At 68.7% G+C, this 14,736-nt stretch carries 13 protein-coding genes; 4 read left to right on the plus strand and 9 right to left on the minus strand.

Features of this window, described 5'->3' with window-relative positions; translation table 11 throughout:
* Positions 1-12 precede the first annotated feature (12 nt).
* Genes ccmI through GV832_RS08450 form a run of 3 tightly spaced genes read left to right on the plus strand, consistent with a single transcriptional unit; the run spans position 13 to position 1,929 of the window.
* Positions 13-1,221 carry a c-type cytochrome biogenesis protein CcmI gene (ccmI, locus tag GV832_RS08440; protein ID WP_168774402.1) on the plus strand — a complete coding sequence of 403 codons (1,209 nt, stop codon included), beginning with the start codon at positions 13-15 and terminating at the stop codon, positions 1,219-1,221.
* Positions 1,218-1,706 carry a Holliday junction resolvase RuvX gene (ruvX, locus tag GV832_RS08445; RefSeq protein ID WP_168774403.1) on the plus strand — a complete coding sequence of 163 codons (489 nt, stop codon included), beginning with the start codon at positions 1,218-1,220 and terminating at the stop codon, positions 1,704-1,706. The genes ccmI and ruvX overlap by 4 nt, the downstream gene beginning before the upstream one ends.
* Positions 1,696-1,929 (plus strand): DUF1289 domain-containing protein, encoded by a 234-nt coding sequence (locus GV832_RS08450; RefSeq protein ID WP_168774404.1) that lies wholly within the window; start codon positions 1,696-1,698, stop codon positions 1,927-1,929. Before ruvX ends, GV832_RS08450 begins: the two co-directional genes overlap by 11 nt.
* 1,181 nt (positions 1,930-3,110) lie before the next feature.
* Here the strand turns inward: GV832_RS08450 and GV832_RS08455 are convergent.
* The 3 genes from GV832_RS08455 to GV832_RS08465 form a co-directional block, all read right to left on the minus strand.
* Complete coding sequence (locus tag GV832_RS08455; protein WP_168774405.1) at positions 3,111-4,379, minus strand: PAS domain-containing protein; 1,269 nt, start codon at positions 4,377-4,379, stop codon at positions 3,111-3,113.
* Positions 4,380-4,446: 67 nt separating this feature from the next.
* The gene (locus tag GV832_RS08460) at positions 4,447-4,713 is read right to left on the minus strand and encodes a hypothetical protein (protein WP_168774406.1); all 267 of its coding nucleotides are present in this window, start codon (positions 4,711-4,713) and stop codon (positions 4,447-4,449) included.
* Positions 4,700-7,450: a [protein-PII] uridylyltransferase family protein gene (locus GV832_RS08465; RefSeq protein WP_168774407.1), complete on the minus strand. Its 2,751-nt coding sequence runs from the start codon at positions 7,448-7,450 to the stop codon at positions 4,700-4,702. Before GV832_RS08465 ends, GV832_RS08460 begins: the two co-directional genes overlap by 14 nt.
* Positions 7,451-7,930: 480 nt before the next feature.
* On the opposite strand from GV832_RS08465, the gene GV832_RS08470 reads away from it, so the two are divergent.
* A complete protein-coding gene (locus tag GV832_RS08470; protein ID WP_168774408.1) occupies positions 7,931-9,781 on the plus strand; it encodes an ABC-F family ATP-binding cassette domain-containing protein in 1,851 nt (616 codons plus the stop codon).
* 217 nt (positions 9,782-9,998) lie between these two features.
* On the opposite strand, the gene GV832_RS08475 is transcribed toward GV832_RS08470, so the two are convergent.
* From GV832_RS08475 to GV832_RS08500, 6 genes are all read right to left on the minus strand, one after another.
* On the minus strand, positions 9,999-11,099 hold the full coding sequence (locus GV832_RS08475; RefSeq protein WP_168774409.1) for a cystathionine gamma-lyase: 1,101 nt from the start codon (positions 11,097-11,099) through the stop codon (positions 9,999-10,001).
* Positions 11,096-11,290, minus strand: a complete 195-nt coding sequence (locus tag GV832_RS08480) for a hypothetical protein (RefSeq protein ID WP_168774410.1) — start codon at positions 11,288-11,290, stop codon at positions 11,096-11,098. Before GV832_RS08480 ends, GV832_RS08475 begins: the two co-directional genes overlap by 4 nt.
* 62 nt (positions 11,291-11,352) lie before the next feature.
* Positions 11,353-11,997, minus strand: coding sequence for an SMC-Scp complex subunit ScpB (scpB, locus tag GV832_RS08485; RefSeq protein WP_168774411.1), 645 nt, complete (start codon positions 11,995-11,997; stop codon positions 11,353-11,355).
* On the minus strand, positions 11,994-12,752 hold the full coding sequence (locus GV832_RS08490; protein WP_227754310.1) for a segregation and condensation protein A: 759 nt from the start codon (positions 12,750-12,752) through the stop codon (positions 11,994-11,996). The genes scpB and GV832_RS08490 overlap by 4 nt, the downstream gene beginning before the upstream one ends.
* Complete coding sequence (locus tag GV832_RS08495) at positions 12,739-13,713, minus strand: glycoside hydrolase family 3 protein (RefSeq protein WP_168774442.1); 975 nt, start codon at positions 13,711-13,713, stop codon at positions 12,739-12,741. The genes GV832_RS08490 and GV832_RS08495 overlap by 14 nt, the downstream gene beginning before the upstream one ends.
* A 35-nt stretch (positions 13,714-13,748) precedes the next feature.
* Entirely contained in the window at positions 13,749-14,696 is a 948-nt protein-coding gene (locus GV832_RS08500; RefSeq protein WP_168774413.1) for an SPOR domain-containing protein, read from the minus strand.
* Between the last annotated feature and the right edge of the window lie 40 nt (positions 14,697-14,736).

Raw genomic sequence — 14,736 nt, forward strand, 5'->3', positions numbered from 1 at the left:
GAAGGGCCCAAGATGATCACGTTCTGGATTTCGGCAGGGGCCATGTGCCTGATGGTGGCGGTGGTGCTCTTCCAGGCGCTGCGGCGCGGGGCGGCTGACGAGGGTCCGGCCGATGTCGCGATCTACCGCGACCAGTTGGCCGAGGTGGCCCGCGACGAGGCGCGCGGCACGATCAGCCAGGACGAGGCCGCGCGGCTGCGGCTTGAAGTCTCGCGCCGCCTGCTCGAGGCCGACAAGCGCCAGGCCGAAGCGGGGGGCGCCTTGCCCGCCTGGCTGCCGGGGGCGGTGATCGCGGGGCTTCTGGCGCTGGCGGTGTTCCTCTACAACGGCGGCGGTCCCGTGACGGGGCTTGGCGCACCGGGTTACGAGGACCTGCCGCTGGCCCTGCGCCTGTCTCAGGCCGAGGAGGCCTATGCCGCAAGGCCCTCGCAGGAGGCGGCCGAGGCCGCGCGCGACCCCTGGGTGGCGCCCGAGGGCACCGATGCGCAGACGCTGGAGCTGATGGACAAGCTTCGGGCGGCGGTGGCGGGGCGGCCGCAGGATCTGACGGGCCATGAGCTTCTGGTCGAGAACGAGATCAAGCTCGGCAATTTCGCCGGGGCGCGCAAGGCGCAAGAGGGGATCCTGGCGATCAAGGGGGACAAGGCCGGGGCCGAGGATTGGCTGCGGGCGGCCGAGCTGAAGATCTATGCCACGGGCGGCGTGGTGACGCCCGAGGCCGAGGCCGACCTGGGCGAGGTCCTGGGCCGCGACCCGCAGAACGGCGCCGCGCGCTTCTGGCTTGGGCTGATGGCCGCGCAGGTGGGCCGCCCCGACCGCGCCTTCCAGATGTGGGAGCCGCTCCTGGCAGAGGGGCCCCAGGATGCGCCCTGGATGGAGCCGATCCGCAGCCAGATCGAACAGGTCGCGGCCGCGGCGGGCGTGCCCTATGCCCTGCCCGAGACTGGCCCCTCGGCCGAAGACATGGCGGCGGCGGCCGAAATGTCGCCCGAGGATCGTCAGGCCATGATCGAAACCATGGTCGCGGGGCTCGAAGAGCGGCTGATGGCCGAAGGCGGCCCGGTCGAGGACTGGGTCAAGCTGATCAACGCGCTGATGGTGCTTCAGGCGCCTGACCGCGCCAAGGCGGCCTATGCCAAGGCGCGGGCCGATCTGGCCGCCGATCCCGGCGCCATGGCGGCCTTGAAGGCTGCGGCCGATGCGGCGGGGGTTGCGGAATGATCCTGCCAGGTATCGCAGAGTTTGCCGCCGCCCTGCCCCGCCACGGCGCCCTGGCCGGGCTCGACCTTGGGACGGTGACCATCGGCGTGGCGATCTCGGACACAAGGCGCCAGGTCGCCTCGCCCTTCTCCGTCATCAAGCGGGTGAAATTCACCCAGGATGCGGCGGCCCTGCTGGAGATTTGCCTCAAGCGCGAAGTCGTGGGCCTGGTCCTGGGCCTGCCCCTGAACATGGACGGCTCGCGCGGGCCCCGCGTGCAATCGACCGAGGCCTTTGCGCGCAACCTTGAAAAGCTGACGGCCCTGCCCATCACCTTTTGGGACGAGCGCCTGTCGACGGTGGCGGCGGAACGGGTGCTCCTGGAGGCGGATGCGTCGCGAAAGCGTCGCGATCAGGTGGTCGACCAGGTGGCGGCGGGCTATATCCTGCAAGGGGCCCTGGACCGCATGGTCTTCGGCGGCATGGGGGGATCTGATGTCCGATGAGGTCTGGAAACGCGCCGAGGTCGAAAGCCCCTGCGTCAAGATCTGCGTGATCCACCCGGCGGCGCGGATCTGCGTCGGCTGCTATCGCTCGATCGACGAGATCTCGCGCTGGGGGGGGATGAGCGCGGCCGAGCGCACCGCCGTCAAGGAGGCCCTGCCCGCCCGCGCCCGGACCCTGACCCAAAGGCGCGGCGGCCGCATGGGGCGCAGCACGCCGGAGTGACGCGAGGGGCGCCCGCCCTGCGCGGGGGGCGGCTGGCTTGGCCGGGGTGCTTTCAGCCTTGCGGATGGCAGGCAAGGCGCTGCCTTGGCGGCAACGCGCTTGGGGCGTGCTGTCCGGGGATGGCCAATCGTCCTGGGACCGCAGACCCAGCTCTCGAGACGCCCCGCCCGCGCCAGGCCAGGTGCCCCGGGCTGCGGCAGGCCGTCCAGACCCTTCCGGGCGGCCAGGCTTGCGCCTCCGCGGCCTGTCCGCCCATGACCCATGCCCCTCACCCCGGGGACATCCGCATCCGTGACATGCGGACCGCGCCGCCTTGCAAGGCCCGGCCAGGGGATGCGCCCGGTCCGCCATGAAAAGCGCCGCAGCACAGGACGGCCAGGCGGGGGCAAGCCGCGACCAGGCCTTTGGTTTTCAGGTTGCGGTGTCCGGGCAAGGGGTCGCCCAGGATTGAGCGGCGCAAGGAGGGTGGAACCTTTCGTCAACCGTGGCAAGGCGCGCTCGCGCCGACAGGCCCGGGGCCGGAAAGCGGCGGGCTCGAACCGGGAGGGGGCTCAAGGGCGGCAAGGCCGCGACCCGTCCTGCCGCCCCATCGGCGAAGGCCGAGGCAGGCAATACCCCGGTCATGCCATCCGCTTGGCCCGAGCCCGCCATCGTGAAGCGGCTGCGGCGTCGCGCCGGTCGCCAGAGCACACGCCTGCGTCAACAAGACGAGGGGCAAGAGAAGCGGCGCCTCCCCGGCCCGTCAGGGCAGCCCCCCAGCCAGGGCCAGGGATGCCCAGAAGGCCCCATCCCTTGGCCAAGGGAACCCCCTCCCCCCAGTCGGCAGAGCCCCCCGCAACGGATGACCATGCCCCACCAGTCGGCAGGGCGCCTCTCCCAGTCGGCAGAGCACGCCGCAACGGATGACCATGTCCCATCAGTCGGCCGGGCCCCTCCCCCAGTCGGCAGAGCCCCCGCAACGGATGACCATGCCCCAACAGTCGGCAGGGCCCCTCTCCCAGTCGGCAGAGCCCCCGCAACGGATGACCATGTCCCATCAGTCGGCAGGGCCCCTCTCCCAGTCGGCAGAGCCCCCGCAACGGATGACCATGCCCCACCAGTCGGCAGGGCCCCTCTCCCAGTCGGCAGAGCCCCCCCCCTCAACAATTGCCCTTGCCCCCCAGTCGGCAGGGCCCCTCCCCTCAGCCCTGGCGCGGGGGTTTGCGGCGGGAGCGGCCTCGGAAGCCTTCGCGGATCTCGGACATGCCGCGGTCAATCGTGGCGGAAAGGTCGGTGATCCGTGCCAGGACCGAGGAAATCTCGCCGTTCAACTCGTGCAGCGAATCGACCGTCGTGCGGATGCGGTCGCCCTCGGGCCCGAGCCGCGCTCCCTCGACCTTGCCCATCACGGTCACCGTCTCGAGGCTCAGCATCGAGCGACGCAGCTCCGCCCCCGCCCGCTCGATCGCCTTGGCCAGGTCGACGGCCGCATCGATCGCCGCCAGGGCCTCGGCGTCGTAGCGGTCTTGCAGGGCTTGCAGGTGGCCGGCCTCGGCCTCGGGGTCCAGGCCCGACCCCGTCCAATCCTCGGCCGCGACGAGATAGCTCATCTCGCGCTGCAATTCGGCGCAGGTCACGAGGAAGATCGCCCTTTCGAACTGGTCCGACATCCGGTTGCACAGGCTCTGCTTGCCGGCGGTAAAGGCGTTGATCTGCGCCATCGTGTCCAGCGTGCCGGACATGTAAAGCCCCGCCACCGCGCCCAGCGGCCCGCCCTCGGGCTCGAGCCGGGCGGCCAGGATCGAGAGGTTGGTGGGCAGGATCTTGACCCCCTCGAAATCGGTCTGCAAGCGGCGCTGGCTGGCCATGGAATCCATCAGCCCCTTGGAGATTTCGGCGATGGTGGTCTCTGGCAGGGGAGAGCTTTGCGGCATTTGCACCGCGCGTTCCGCATATTCGGCCCGAAGTGCCGCGCGCATGAAGGCGGGATAATCGGCATGGCCCAGCTCGCGCAGCGCGGCGAGGATCTGGTCCACCCCCTCTTCGATCGACTGGCCCGCAGCCTCTGCCGCAGCGACCTTGGCGTAGAGGCTGCGCACCGTGGCAAAGACCGGCGAGCTGGGTTTCAGCCGCACCGAGAGATAGCCGCCGTCAAAGGGCAGGATCGTGGCCAGGACCCAATAGGGCTGGCCATTGGCGGCGCGGTTGCAGACATAGGCCACGGCAGGCTCGCCGGTTTCGATCAGCTGCCACAGGATGCGGAAAGCGGCCTTGGGCGTCACGGGATTGCGCACGATCTTGTGCGGAGCGCCGATGAGCTCGGGCCAGGCATAGTGGCTGACGCGCTGGAAGACCTGGTTGCCCGCCAGGATCACCCCGCGGTGATCGGTGCGCGAATAGAACAGCTCTTCGAGGCCGAAGGGGACTTCCTCGCCATCGGTCGCCGGGCTGGACTGCACGCCACCATCCATTGTCTCATCCTGAAGCTAGGGCTGGACGACATCTAGCAGCAAGACGTAAACCGGCGGTGAAGATGGCTCAGGCCATCCGTCCCACCCGCCCCCCGCGCCGCTTGGGCGCCTCGGGCGGGGCCAAGCCCGCCTGCAGCGTTGCTGTCATCGGGTGATCGGGCGCGCCTGCGGCGTAATGGTCCAGAAGCACGCGGATGGCGGCGGGGTGATCGGCATCGACCCGCAGGCTCAAGGCCCAGTCCATGAAGATCGACCGGCATTCCCCCGGGGTTATCCCCTCGATCCGGTAGCTTTCGCGCACCAGGCCCTTGGGATCGGCTTCACTCAGTTCCATCGCGCGTCTCCATCACCTTGTCGATCACCCGCCCCGCCCTGGAAGCAGCCTCTGCCAGGGCCCAGGTCAGGGCCTCGGCGCTGGCTTGCCCCGTCTCGCGCAGAAGAAAGGCCCGCGCGCCCTCTCCGAGCGTTTCAGGCGAGACCCCGCGATCCGACAGCAGACGACCGGCGGCCTGGGTCTGCCAGAAGAGCCTTGCCGCTTCCTCCAGCGCCTGCTTCTCCGTTTGCGACAGGTGGCGCCCCCGATCTGACGCGAGCTGGCGTTCGACGCTGCGGGCGGGGCTGGCGGCGATCAGCGCCAGGGACTGGGCGCAAAGCTCGATATCCATCAGCCGGCCAGGGCCGTTCTTGGCCTCCCAGGGGCCCTGGGCCGGCTTGGCCTCGGCCAGGCGGGCGCGCATCTCGGCCACATCGGGCAGGACACGGGCGCCCTGGCCCTTCTCGGCCAGGACCTCGCGGCGGAAGGCCTCGACTTCGGCGGCAAGATCGGGCGGACCGGCGAGGACCCGGGCGCGGGTCAGCGCCAGGTGTTCCCAGGTCCAGGCCTCGTCCCGCTGATAGGCGCGGAAACTGTCCAGCGAGGTCGCCACCGGCCCCTGGCGACCGGAGGGACGCAGCCGCATGTCGACCTCGTAAAGCCGCCCCTCCGGGGTCTGCGCGGTCAGCGCCGTGATCATGGCTTGCGTCAGTTTCGCATACCAGGGCCTTGTGGCCAAAGGCTTCGGCCCTTCGGAGCTCTCGACCCCATCCGCGTCATATATCACGATCAGATCGAGGTCTGAACCGGCATTCAGGCGCGCGCCCCCAAGGGAGCCCATGCCCACCACCACCGCCCCCCGCCCGGGCGGCGGCCCATGGCGCCGCGCGACCTCGGCCGTGACGAGCGGCCAGAGCGTCGCCACCACGGTCTCGGCCAGTTCGGCATAGGCATGGCCCGCCTCGAAGCCGTCGATGAGGCCGCGCAGGTGATGGACGCCCACCCGGAAATGCCATTCCTTCAGCCAGATGCGCGAGAGACCCAGGACCTGTTCGTAATCGGCACCGTTCAGACGCCGGGCGAGGTCGGCCATCAGCCCCGAGCGCCCCGGCCAGGGCGCAAAGAAGGAGCCGCCGATGACCCCGTCAAGCACGCGGGCATTGCGCGAGAGGTAAAGCGCGAGGCTCGGCGCCGTGGCGCAGATGTCGACGATCAGGTCCACCAGCGCCGGGTTGGCCTCGAAAAGCGCGAAGAGCTGGACACCGGCGGGCAGGCCCGAAAGGAAGCCGTCCAAGGCGCTCAGCGCCTCTTCTGGGGCTGCGGCGCGCATCAGCCGTGTCAGGAGCCCCGGCTTGATCCGCGCAAAGATCGCCTGGGCGCGGTCGGAGCGCAGCGCGGGATATTGCGCCCAAGCCTCCACGATGGATTGGGCCTGGGGCGAGAGCTCGGGCATGGGCTCGGCGGGGGCGGCGGGGGCGAAGAAGCCCTCGGTCAGGGCTTCGACGCTTTCGATCCGCGCGAGGAAAGAGCTGCGGAACTCGGTCTCGGTCATGCCGCAGAAGGACGCGATGCGGGCGATGCCTTCGGGAGAGGTCGGCATGGTCTGGGTCTGTTCGTCCAGCACCATCTGCAACCGGTGTTCGACCTCGCGCCAGGTGCGGTAGGCCTGGGTCAGGTCCCGGCTGACGGTCTCGGGCAGCCAGCCCTTTTCGGTCAGGGCTTGCAGCGCCGCTTCGGTGCCACGCGGGCGCAGGTCGGGGTCGCGCCCCCCCGCGATCAACTGGCGGGTCTGGGCGAAGAACTCGATCTCGCGGATGCCGCCGGGGCCGAGTTTCACGTTATGGCCCTCGACCTTGAGGGGCCCGTTCAACCCCTTGTGGTCGCGGATGCGCAGCCGCATGTCATGGGCGTCCTGGATCGCCGCATAGTCCAGGTGGCGGCGCCAGACGAAGGGGGTGAGGGCTTTCAGGTAGCGCTCCCCGGCCGCGATATCGCCCGCGCAGGGCCGCGCCTTGATATGGGCGGCCCGCTCCCAGGTGCGGCCCTCGGCCTCGTAATAGGCCAAGGCCGAGGCCATCGAGAGGCAGACCGGCATGACCGAGGCATCGGGGCGCAGCCGCAGGTCGGTGCGGAAGACATAGCCATCTTGGGTGATGTCGGAGAGGAGGCCTGTCATCTTGCGGGTGACGCGGATGAAGGCCTGGCGGGCCTCCATCTCGGTGCCGGGGTGGAGGGTCTCGTCAAAGAGGCAGATCAGATCGATGTCGGAGGAGTAATTGAGCTCATGCGCCCCCATCTTGCCCATGGCGAGGACCACCATGCCATGGGGGCCGGGGGGCAGCTTGGCCCTACGGACCTCTTCGGCGACCAGATGGGTCAGGCAGGCCTGGACGGCGGCATCGGCGAACCGGGTGAGGCTTTGGGTGACCCGGGAGAGGTCCCAGACCCCGCCGAGATCGGCGAGCCCCGTGAGCAGCGCAATCCGCCGCTTGGCCTGGCGCAGCGCGGGGCCAAGGGCGTCGCCAGGGCTTTGCGTGAGGCTGGCCAGGACCTGGTCGAAGGCCTGCTCCGGCGCGGTCTCGAGCGCGGGGTCGAGCCAGGCCTGCTCCTTGACGAGGAGGTCGCGCAGGAAGGGTGAGCAGGAGGCCGTGGCCGCGATGAGGTCGGCGGCGGGTCCGGGATGGCGGGAACGGGCCTCTGCGGCTGCGGGACGGTCGAAGACCAGCGGCTGGCGGGTGATGCGGGATGCGAAGGACATGGGGATTTGTGGGGCCTGGGGCGCGCGAGGTCAACCGGGGAGGGATTGCGCCGCCTTCGGCGTCGCCCCACCGGGGGGCTGCCGCCCCCCGCCCCCCCCGCTTCAAGGGGAGCCATGCCACTGGTTTCTTGAACCAGTGGCGAAACCAGTGGCAAACCCCTTGAAAATCCCCGTGGATATTTGGGCCAAGTTGAAAGGGGATGGGGAAAGCTGTGAGTATTTGAGCCAAATTGAAAGCATGGGCCTGCGGATCAAGAAAGCGCGTATTTGAGCAAATATGAAAGCGGCAAGTCGCGCCTCCCCCTTTCAACTTGGCCCAAACGTCCACGGGGTTTCCAAAGGGGAGCGTGCTCCCCTTTGGTTGGGGGGTTCGGGGGGGGTGCGGGGGGCGGCAGCCCCCCGCTTCGGGCGACGCCGTCAGGCGGCGCAATCCCTCATCTCCCCTTGACCCCAAGCCCCCCTTGGGGCAAGCGGGGCCCCATGCTGAAAATCGATGACCTGAACTATTCCGTCGAAGGCCGCCCCCTGTTCGAGGGCGCCACGGCCACCATTCCCACCGGCCACAAGGTCGGCATCGTGGGGCGCAACGGGGCGGGCAAGACGACGCTCTTCCGGCTGATCCGGGGCGAACTGGCGCTGGAAGGCGGGGCCATCACCATTCCCCAACGCGCCCGCATCGGGGGCGTGGCGCAGGAGGTCCCCTCCTCCTCGACCTCGCTCATCGACACGGTGCTTGCGGCCGACACCGAGCGCGCAAGCCTGCTCTCGGAGGCCGAAACCGCCCAGGACCCGCACCGCATCGCCGAGATCCAGGCCCGGCTTTCCGACATCGACGCCTGGTCGGCCGAGGGCCGTGCGGCCTCGATCCTGCGCGGCCTCGGATTCGACGCGGCGGCGCAACTGCGGCCCTGTTCGGATTTCTCGGGCGGCTGGCGGATGCGGGTGGCCTTGGCGGGGGTGCTTTTCGCGCAGCCCGACTACCTGCTTCTGGACGAACCGACCAACTACCTCGACCTCGAAGGCGCGCTCTGGCTGGAGAGCTATCTCCAGAAATACCCCCATACCGTTCTGATCATCTCCCACGACCGCGGGCTCTTGAACCGGGCGGTCACCTCGATCCTGCACCTGGAAAACAAGAAGCTCACCCTCTGGGCAGGCGGTTACGACCAATTCGCCCGCCAGGTCCAGGAACGCCGCGCCAACCTGATGGCCGAGGCGAGGAAGCAAGAGGCCAGGCGCGACCACCTCCAGGCCTTTGTCGACCGCTTCAAGGCCAAGGCGTCGAAGGCCGCCCAGGCGCAGTCCCGCGTCAAGATGCTGGAGAAGATGACCCTGATCACTCCGCCCGAAGAGGCGAAACAGGTCGTCTTCACCTTCCCCGAGCCCGAGGAACTGGCGCCGCCAATCATCAACCTCGATGGCGCCTCGGTGGGCTATGGCGGCCCGCCGATCCTGAAACGCCTGAGCCTGCGGATCGACCAGGACGACCGCATCGCGCTTCTGGGCCGCAACGGCCAGGGCAAGTCGACGCTGTCGAAGCTCCTGGCGGGCAAGCTGATCGCCTCCGAGGGCAAGATGACGCGCTCCTCGAAACTGCGCATCGGCTATTTCGCCCAGCACCAGGTGGACGAATTGCACCTGGATGAGACGCCCCTGCAGCATGTCCAGCGCCTGCGCAAAGACGAGGCGCAGCCGAGGCTCCGCGCCCGGCTCGCGGGCTTTGGCCTGATGGCGGAGCAGGCGGAGACCGTGGTGGGGCGGCTCTCGGGCGGGCAAAAGGCGCGGCTCTCGCTGCTCCTCGCCACGATCGACGCGCCGCATCTCCTGATCCTCGACGAACCGACCAACCACCTGGATATCGAAAGCCGCGAGGGCCTGGTGGAGGCACTGACCGAATACAAGGGCGCGGTGGTGCTGGTCAGCCATGACATGCACCTCCTGAGCCTAGTGGCGGACCGGCTCTGGCTGGTCAAGGACGGGGCGGTGACGCCCTATCCTTCCGACCTCGACGCCTATCGGGCAGAGCTCCTCGCGGGGGAACCCTCCGACAAGGCGCCCAAGGTCGAGAAGGAAAAGCCCAAACGCGCCAGCCGCGACGAGGTCCTGGCGCTGCGCGCCGAGGTCCGCAAGGCCGAGGAGCGGCTCGCGAAACTCAACGACATGCGTGACAAGCTGGCGACGAAACTGGCCAATCCCGAGCTCTACGAAGAGGCGCGCAAGGGCGACCTGGCGGTCTGGAACGGGAAATATGCCGAGGTGATGGAAGCCCTGGACCGCGCCGAGGAGCTTTGGCTTTCGGCCACCGAAAAGCTGGAAAAGGCCGAGGCGTGAGGAAAGCGCTGCGGCGGGCGCGGAGGTCCGCCAGGACCTCCGCGCCACCTCCCATGGAAAAGCCCGCATGCGCAGCATGCGGGCTTTTCCATGGGACCCCGCGGTAGCGCCAAGGGGCCGATGATCGAAGATCATCGGCCTCCTCCGGAGAGGTTGCGGAGGATCTTCGATCCTCCGCAACCTCTCGGACCCCGGTCTTCAGAACGGGCGATGCGGCTCAGGCGTCGAGCGCTTCGGCCAGGGCCGACCACAAGGCCTCGACCGGCTCCACCCCCACCGACAACCGGATGAAACCCGGCGCCACGGCATCGCCCCAGCGCGCCCGGCGCTCTCCGGCCGAATGGGTGCCGCCGAAAGAAGTGGTCTGGGTCAGGTAGCGGCAGCGGTCGAGGAAGGCCTCCGCCTCGGCCTCGCCTTCCAGCTCGAAGCTGATCAGGAAGCCGAAATCCGACATCTGCGCCTGGGCGACCTTGTAGGAAGGATCACCGGCCAGGCCCGGGTAACGGACCGCCCTGACCCTTGGATGGGCGGAGAGCCGCTCGGCCACGACCATGGCGCTGGCGCACATGCGCGAGAGGCGGACCTCAAGGGTTTCCAGACCCCGATGCAGAAGCCAGGCCTCGAAGGCGCCGGGCACGACGCCGGCGAGTTTCCTCCACTCGGCCACCCTGGCCATCACCCCGGCATCCCGGCCCGCCACATGGCCGTAAAGCACATCCGAATGGCCGCCGGGTGCCTTGGTATCGGCCGCCACGACCAGATCCGCCCCAAGGTCCAAGGGACGCTGCAACAAAGCCGTCATCGTCGTGTTGTCGACGATGAGCCTGGCCCCCGCCGCATGGGCGCGCCGCGCCACCACCGCGATATCGGCCACATCCAGCCCCGGGTTCGACGGCGTCTCGAGAAACACCACCGCAGCCCCGGTGAAATCCGCCCCCTCCATCGCCGTCGTCGCCACATAGCGCGCCTTGACGCCAAACCCGGCCAGGAACCGGTCCGCCAAGAGCCTGGTCGTGTAATAACCATCCTCGGGCAGGATCACCGTATCCCCCGCGCTCAGCGTGGCAAAAAGCGCGGCCGAGATCGCGGCCATGCCGGAGGGAAAGCCCACGACCGGGGCGCCCTCCAATATCGCCAGCTGCTCTTCGACCTCTTCCCAGGTCGGCATCGCCATGCGGCCATATTTGAAGGCCGCGCCCTCGAGCCCTGCCAGGTGGTAGGTCGTGGCCGAGACCAAGGGAGGCGCCACGGGATCGCCCTGCCCCAGGCGCTGCCCGCGATGGTGCAGCATATCGGCAAAGCGGCGGTCATTGGTCATTTCAGGAACCTTCTGGCGATGGAGGCCGCCTGCCTGGCGCGCCTCCCGTTCTGCTTGGCGGCGCGGTATTGCTGCCGCTCTTCACGCGACATCTGGGAGGGATCGCGCCCGCCGCGTGCCAGGTGGTCGATGCCCCGGCTCATCACAAGGCCGATGAGGCGGTTGAAGATCATGCGCAGGATGGCGTCCATCTCGTCTCCTTCCGGCCTTCCGGCCACAATACGGGTTCGGGCGCTTGTGCCCGGGTTGCGGTTCAGTCCTCGAAAAGCTCGGTCTGGCCCGGGCTTTCGACCTCGTCCTCATCATCTGGGGTCTCGGGCTGCCCAGGCAAGGGGCGGCTGTCCAGAAGTCCTGCGGCGCGGAGCTCCTTGATCCCCGGCAGGTCGCGGGCGCTTTCCAGGCCGAAGTGGTCGAGGAAGGCTTCCGTCACGACAAAGGTCACCGGGCGGCCCGGGGTCATGCGACGGCGGCCAAGGCGGATCCAGTCGAGCTCCAGGAGCAGATCCACCGTCCCGCGCGAGACCGCGACGCCGCGGATTTCCTCGATCTCGGCGCGGGTGACGGGCTGGTGATAGGCGATGATCGCGAGCGTTTCGATGGCAGCGCGGGAGAGCTTGCGCGGCTCCACCGTCTCCTTGCGCATCAGGTGGCCGAGGTCGGGGGCCGTCCGAAAAGCGTAAGCGTCGCCCACGCGGACCAGATGGACCCCCCGCCCCTCATAGCGCTTGCGCAGGTAGACCATGGCCTCGGCAGCATCGCAGCCCTCGGGGAGGCGGGCCGAGATCTCGGCCATGGTCAGAGGCTCGGCCACGGCGAAGAGGATCGCTTCGATCATGCGCTCCTGTTCGGCGATGGGCGGGGCCTCGAAGAGGCTCTTCTCGATCGGGTCCTGGCTCATTCGCCCTTCCGTTTCAGATAGATGGGGGCAAAGGTCTCGCCCTGGCGCAGGTCGACCTGGCCGCGCTTGGCCATCTCGAGGATCGCCGCGAAATGGGCGGCCATGGCGGAGCGGCGGCGCGAGGGCTCCTCGCCCCAGCCCTCGGGCAGGAAAGAGGTCAGGTCGGCCCAGGCGCCCATGTAACCGATGAGGCCCCGCATCCGGTCCAAAGCCTGTTCCATCGTGTAGACATTGTGGCGGTCGAAAGCGTAAGGTCTAAACTCGTCGCGGGTCCTGATGCGGGCATAGGCGCGCATCAGGTCCAGGAGGCTCGCCTCCCATTGCACGGTGCGCAAATGCGCCAGGGCCTCGGGCGCGCCACGGGGGAAGAAGTCGCGCATTTTCTGGTCGCGGGCCATCAGCCGGGCAGCGGCCTCGCGCATGGCTTGCAACCGCTCCAGCTGAAAGGCCAGGTGAAGGGCGAGGTCTTCGGCGCTTGGGCCCTCTTCGGTCGGGTCGGGGGGCAGCAGCAGACGGGATTTCAGATAGGCGAGCCAGGCGGCCATGACGAGGTAATCGGCGGCAAGCTCGATGCGCAAAGCCCGGGCCTTTTCGACGAAGCGCAGGTATTGTTCGGCGAGGCCCAGGACCGAGACCCGGCGCAAATCGACCTTCTGGCTGCGCGAGAGCGTCAGGAGGAGGTCGAGCGGGCCTTCAAAGCCCTCGACATCGACGATCAGCGCATCTTCGGGTTCGAAGTCGTCAGTTGGGGCCATGAAACGCATCCGGCATGATGGCGCGAAGGTCGCGCTCTGCCTGTCGGATGTCAACCGATGCCTTGGGACGATTGGCGATGACCTTCTCGGCGCGGGCACGCGCTTGGGCGGTCATCTCGCCCGCCTCATGCGCCACGGCCTGCATTTCCGCAAGCACGCCCTTGCAGTGCAAGGCGATATCGACGCCCGCATCGATGCTGGCGCGGGTGCGCTGACCAAGGTCGCCCTTCAAGGCCTGCATGTTCAGATCGTCGGTCATCAGAAGGCCCTGAAAGCCGATCTCCTCGCGGATCGCCCGGATCATGGCGGGGGATTGCGTGGCGGGGCGCTCCCCGTCCCAGGCGGTAAAGACCAGATGCGCGGTCATGGCCATGGGCAGGTCGCGCCACGCCCGGAAGGGGGCGAAGTCATGGGCATTCACCTCCTCGCGGGAGGCGGTGACGGTGGGGAGCTCGTGGTGGGTGTCGACCTCTGACCTTCCATGGCCGGGGAGGTGCTTCATCACCGGCATCACGCCCGCCATGAGAAGCCCATCGGCCACGGCACGGCCCAAGCGCGCGACGGTGGCGGGGTCGGAGCCATAGCAGCGGTTCTTCAGGAAAGGATGGGTTTTCCCGGTGATCAGGTCGCCCACCGGAGCGCAATCGGCGTCGATGCCGACATCCAGCAATTCCGCGCCCAGGATCGCATAGCGCAGGCGCAAGGCCTCTTCGGCGCGGGGGCCTGCGGCGGTCACGAAATCCAGGGGCGGGGTCCATTCGCGCCAATGGGGCGCGCGCAGGCGCTGGACGCGGCCGCCCTCCTGGTCCACCAGGATGGGCGCATCGCGGCCCACGGCCTCACGCAGAGAGGCGGTCAGGCGGCGGACCTGGTCAGGGCTCTCGACATTGCGGGCGAAGAGGATGAAGCCGAAAGGGTCGAAGTCGCGGAAGAAGGCGGCCTCATCGGCCCCAAGGACCATGCCCTCGCAGCCGAAGATCGCAGCACCCTTGCCGATCACTTCTTCACCACCGGGATACAGTCGGTGACATTGGACGGCAGACCCTTGCAGAACTCCCGCGCCTCATCCAGCGAGGCGTAACCTTCCGCCCGCAGGCGATAAAAGTTGCGCCCGCCCGATTGCGCGGCCTCGATCATGGGCGTCAGGTCGCCCATGACCTCGGGGAAGGAGGCCAAGAGAACGCCGTAACGGTCGCGCGCCGCCTCGGGGGTCTCGAAGACGCCGAACTGCACGAGCGGCGTGCCGGTTGGGATGGCTGCGGCCTCGATCGTCTGGAAGTCAGCCGGAACCGGGGAGGGCTCGCTTTCGCCCGAGACGGTCTGCACGGCCTTGAGCTGCATCCCGCCACCCAGGGCCTGGGGCCGCGCGGCAGGGCGCAGCGAGACGCGGATCACGTTGGGATTGTCCAGCACCGAGCCATCGGGCTTCATGAAATCCTGGTCGGGGGTCGGTGCGGCCGGGTCGATCAGGGCCATCTCCAGCGAAGAGGCGTTCTCGGGATCGGCCAGCATCAGGCGCGGCTGCACGGCGGGGACCTCTTCGGCGAGGACAGGCGCCGCGTCCTCGGGCATCAGATCGGCTGCGGCGGGGGCCAGGGTGATCTCTTCGGCCTGGGGCACGGGCGAGCCCATGGCGGCCACGGCATTCACGGTCAGCCCCTGGTTCAGCGCCTGTTGCCCGCCCGGATCGGCCGGGGAGATTCGCATCGCCCCCGCCATGGCGCGCATCACCGGAACCCCGGTCACATCGCGCACGGCCAGCTGATAGCCCCAGACGCCAAGCCCCAGGATCAGCGCCACCGACGAGACCGCGCCCGCGATATGGACCCAGCGCCGGGCCTTGTCGCCAAGCGCGCCAAGGCCCGCAGATTGCGGCTGGTCATAGCCTTCGAACTGGTCGAAATCGTAATCCGCCATATGCCTCACCTCGCGGAGGCGATACATGCCGCCCCCTGTCTGACTGCTCTGTTACCCCCTTGCCCGG

Source organism: Stagnihabitans tardus, from assembly GCF_009925085.1.
GTDB classification, from domain to species: Bacteria; Pseudomonadota; Alphaproteobacteria; order Rhodobacterales; family Rhodobacteraceae; genus Stagnihabitans; species Stagnihabitans tardus.

Bases quoted from the DNA above. Each gene is read 5' to 3' on its own strand.
- GV832_RS08495 (WP_168774442.1), bottom strand. From the start codon at position 13,713: ATGGTCCTTGGGGCCGATGAGGCCGCCTTCTTCCGCGACTTCGACCCT.
- GV832_RS08450 (WP_168774404.1), top strand. From the start codon at position 1,696: ATGTCCGATGAGGTCTGGAAACGCGCCGAGGTCGAAAGCCCCTGCGTC.
- GV832_RS08490 (WP_227754310.1), bottom strand. From the start codon at position 12,752: ATGGCCCCAACTGACGACTTCGAACCCGAAGATGCGCTGATCGTCGAT.
- GV832_RS08475 (WP_168774409.1), bottom strand. From the start codon at position 11,099: ATGACCAATGACCGCCGCTTTGCCGATATGCTGCACCATCGCGGGCAG.
- GV832_RS08480 (WP_168774410.1), bottom strand. From the start codon at position 11,290: ATGGACGCCATCCTGCGCATGATCTTCAACCGCCTCATCGGCCTTGTG.
- ruvX (WP_168774403.1), top strand. From the start codon at position 1,218: ATGATCCTGCCAGGTATCGCAGAGTTTGCCGCCGCCCTGCCCCGCCAC.
- scpB (WP_168774411.1), bottom strand. From the start codon at position 11,997: ATGAGCCAGGACCCGATCGAGAAGAGCCTCTTCGAGGCCCCGCCCATC.
- GV832_RS08470 (WP_168774408.1), top strand. From the start codon at position 7,931: ATGCTGAAAATCGATGACCTGAACTATTCCGTCGAAGGCCGCCCCCTG.
- GV832_RS08465 (WP_168774407.1), bottom strand. From the start codon at position 7,450: ATGTCCTTCGCATCCCGCATCACCCGCCAGCCGCTGGTCTTCGACCGT.
- GV832_RS08460 (WP_168774406.1), bottom strand. From the start codon at position 4,713: ATGGAACTGAGTGAAGCCGATCCCAAGGGCCTGGTGCGCGAAAGCTAC.
- GV832_RS08455 (WP_168774405.1), bottom strand. From the start codon at position 4,379: ATGGATGGTGGCGTGCAGTCCAGCCCGGCGACCGATGGCGAGGAAGTC.
- GV832_RS08500 (WP_168774413.1), bottom strand. From the start codon at position 14,696: ATGTATCGCCTCCGCGAGGTGAGGCATATGGCGGATTACGATTTCGAC.
- ccmI (WP_168774402.1), top strand. From the start codon at position 13: ATGATCACGTTCTGGATTTCGGCAGGGGCCATGTGCCTGATGGTGGCG.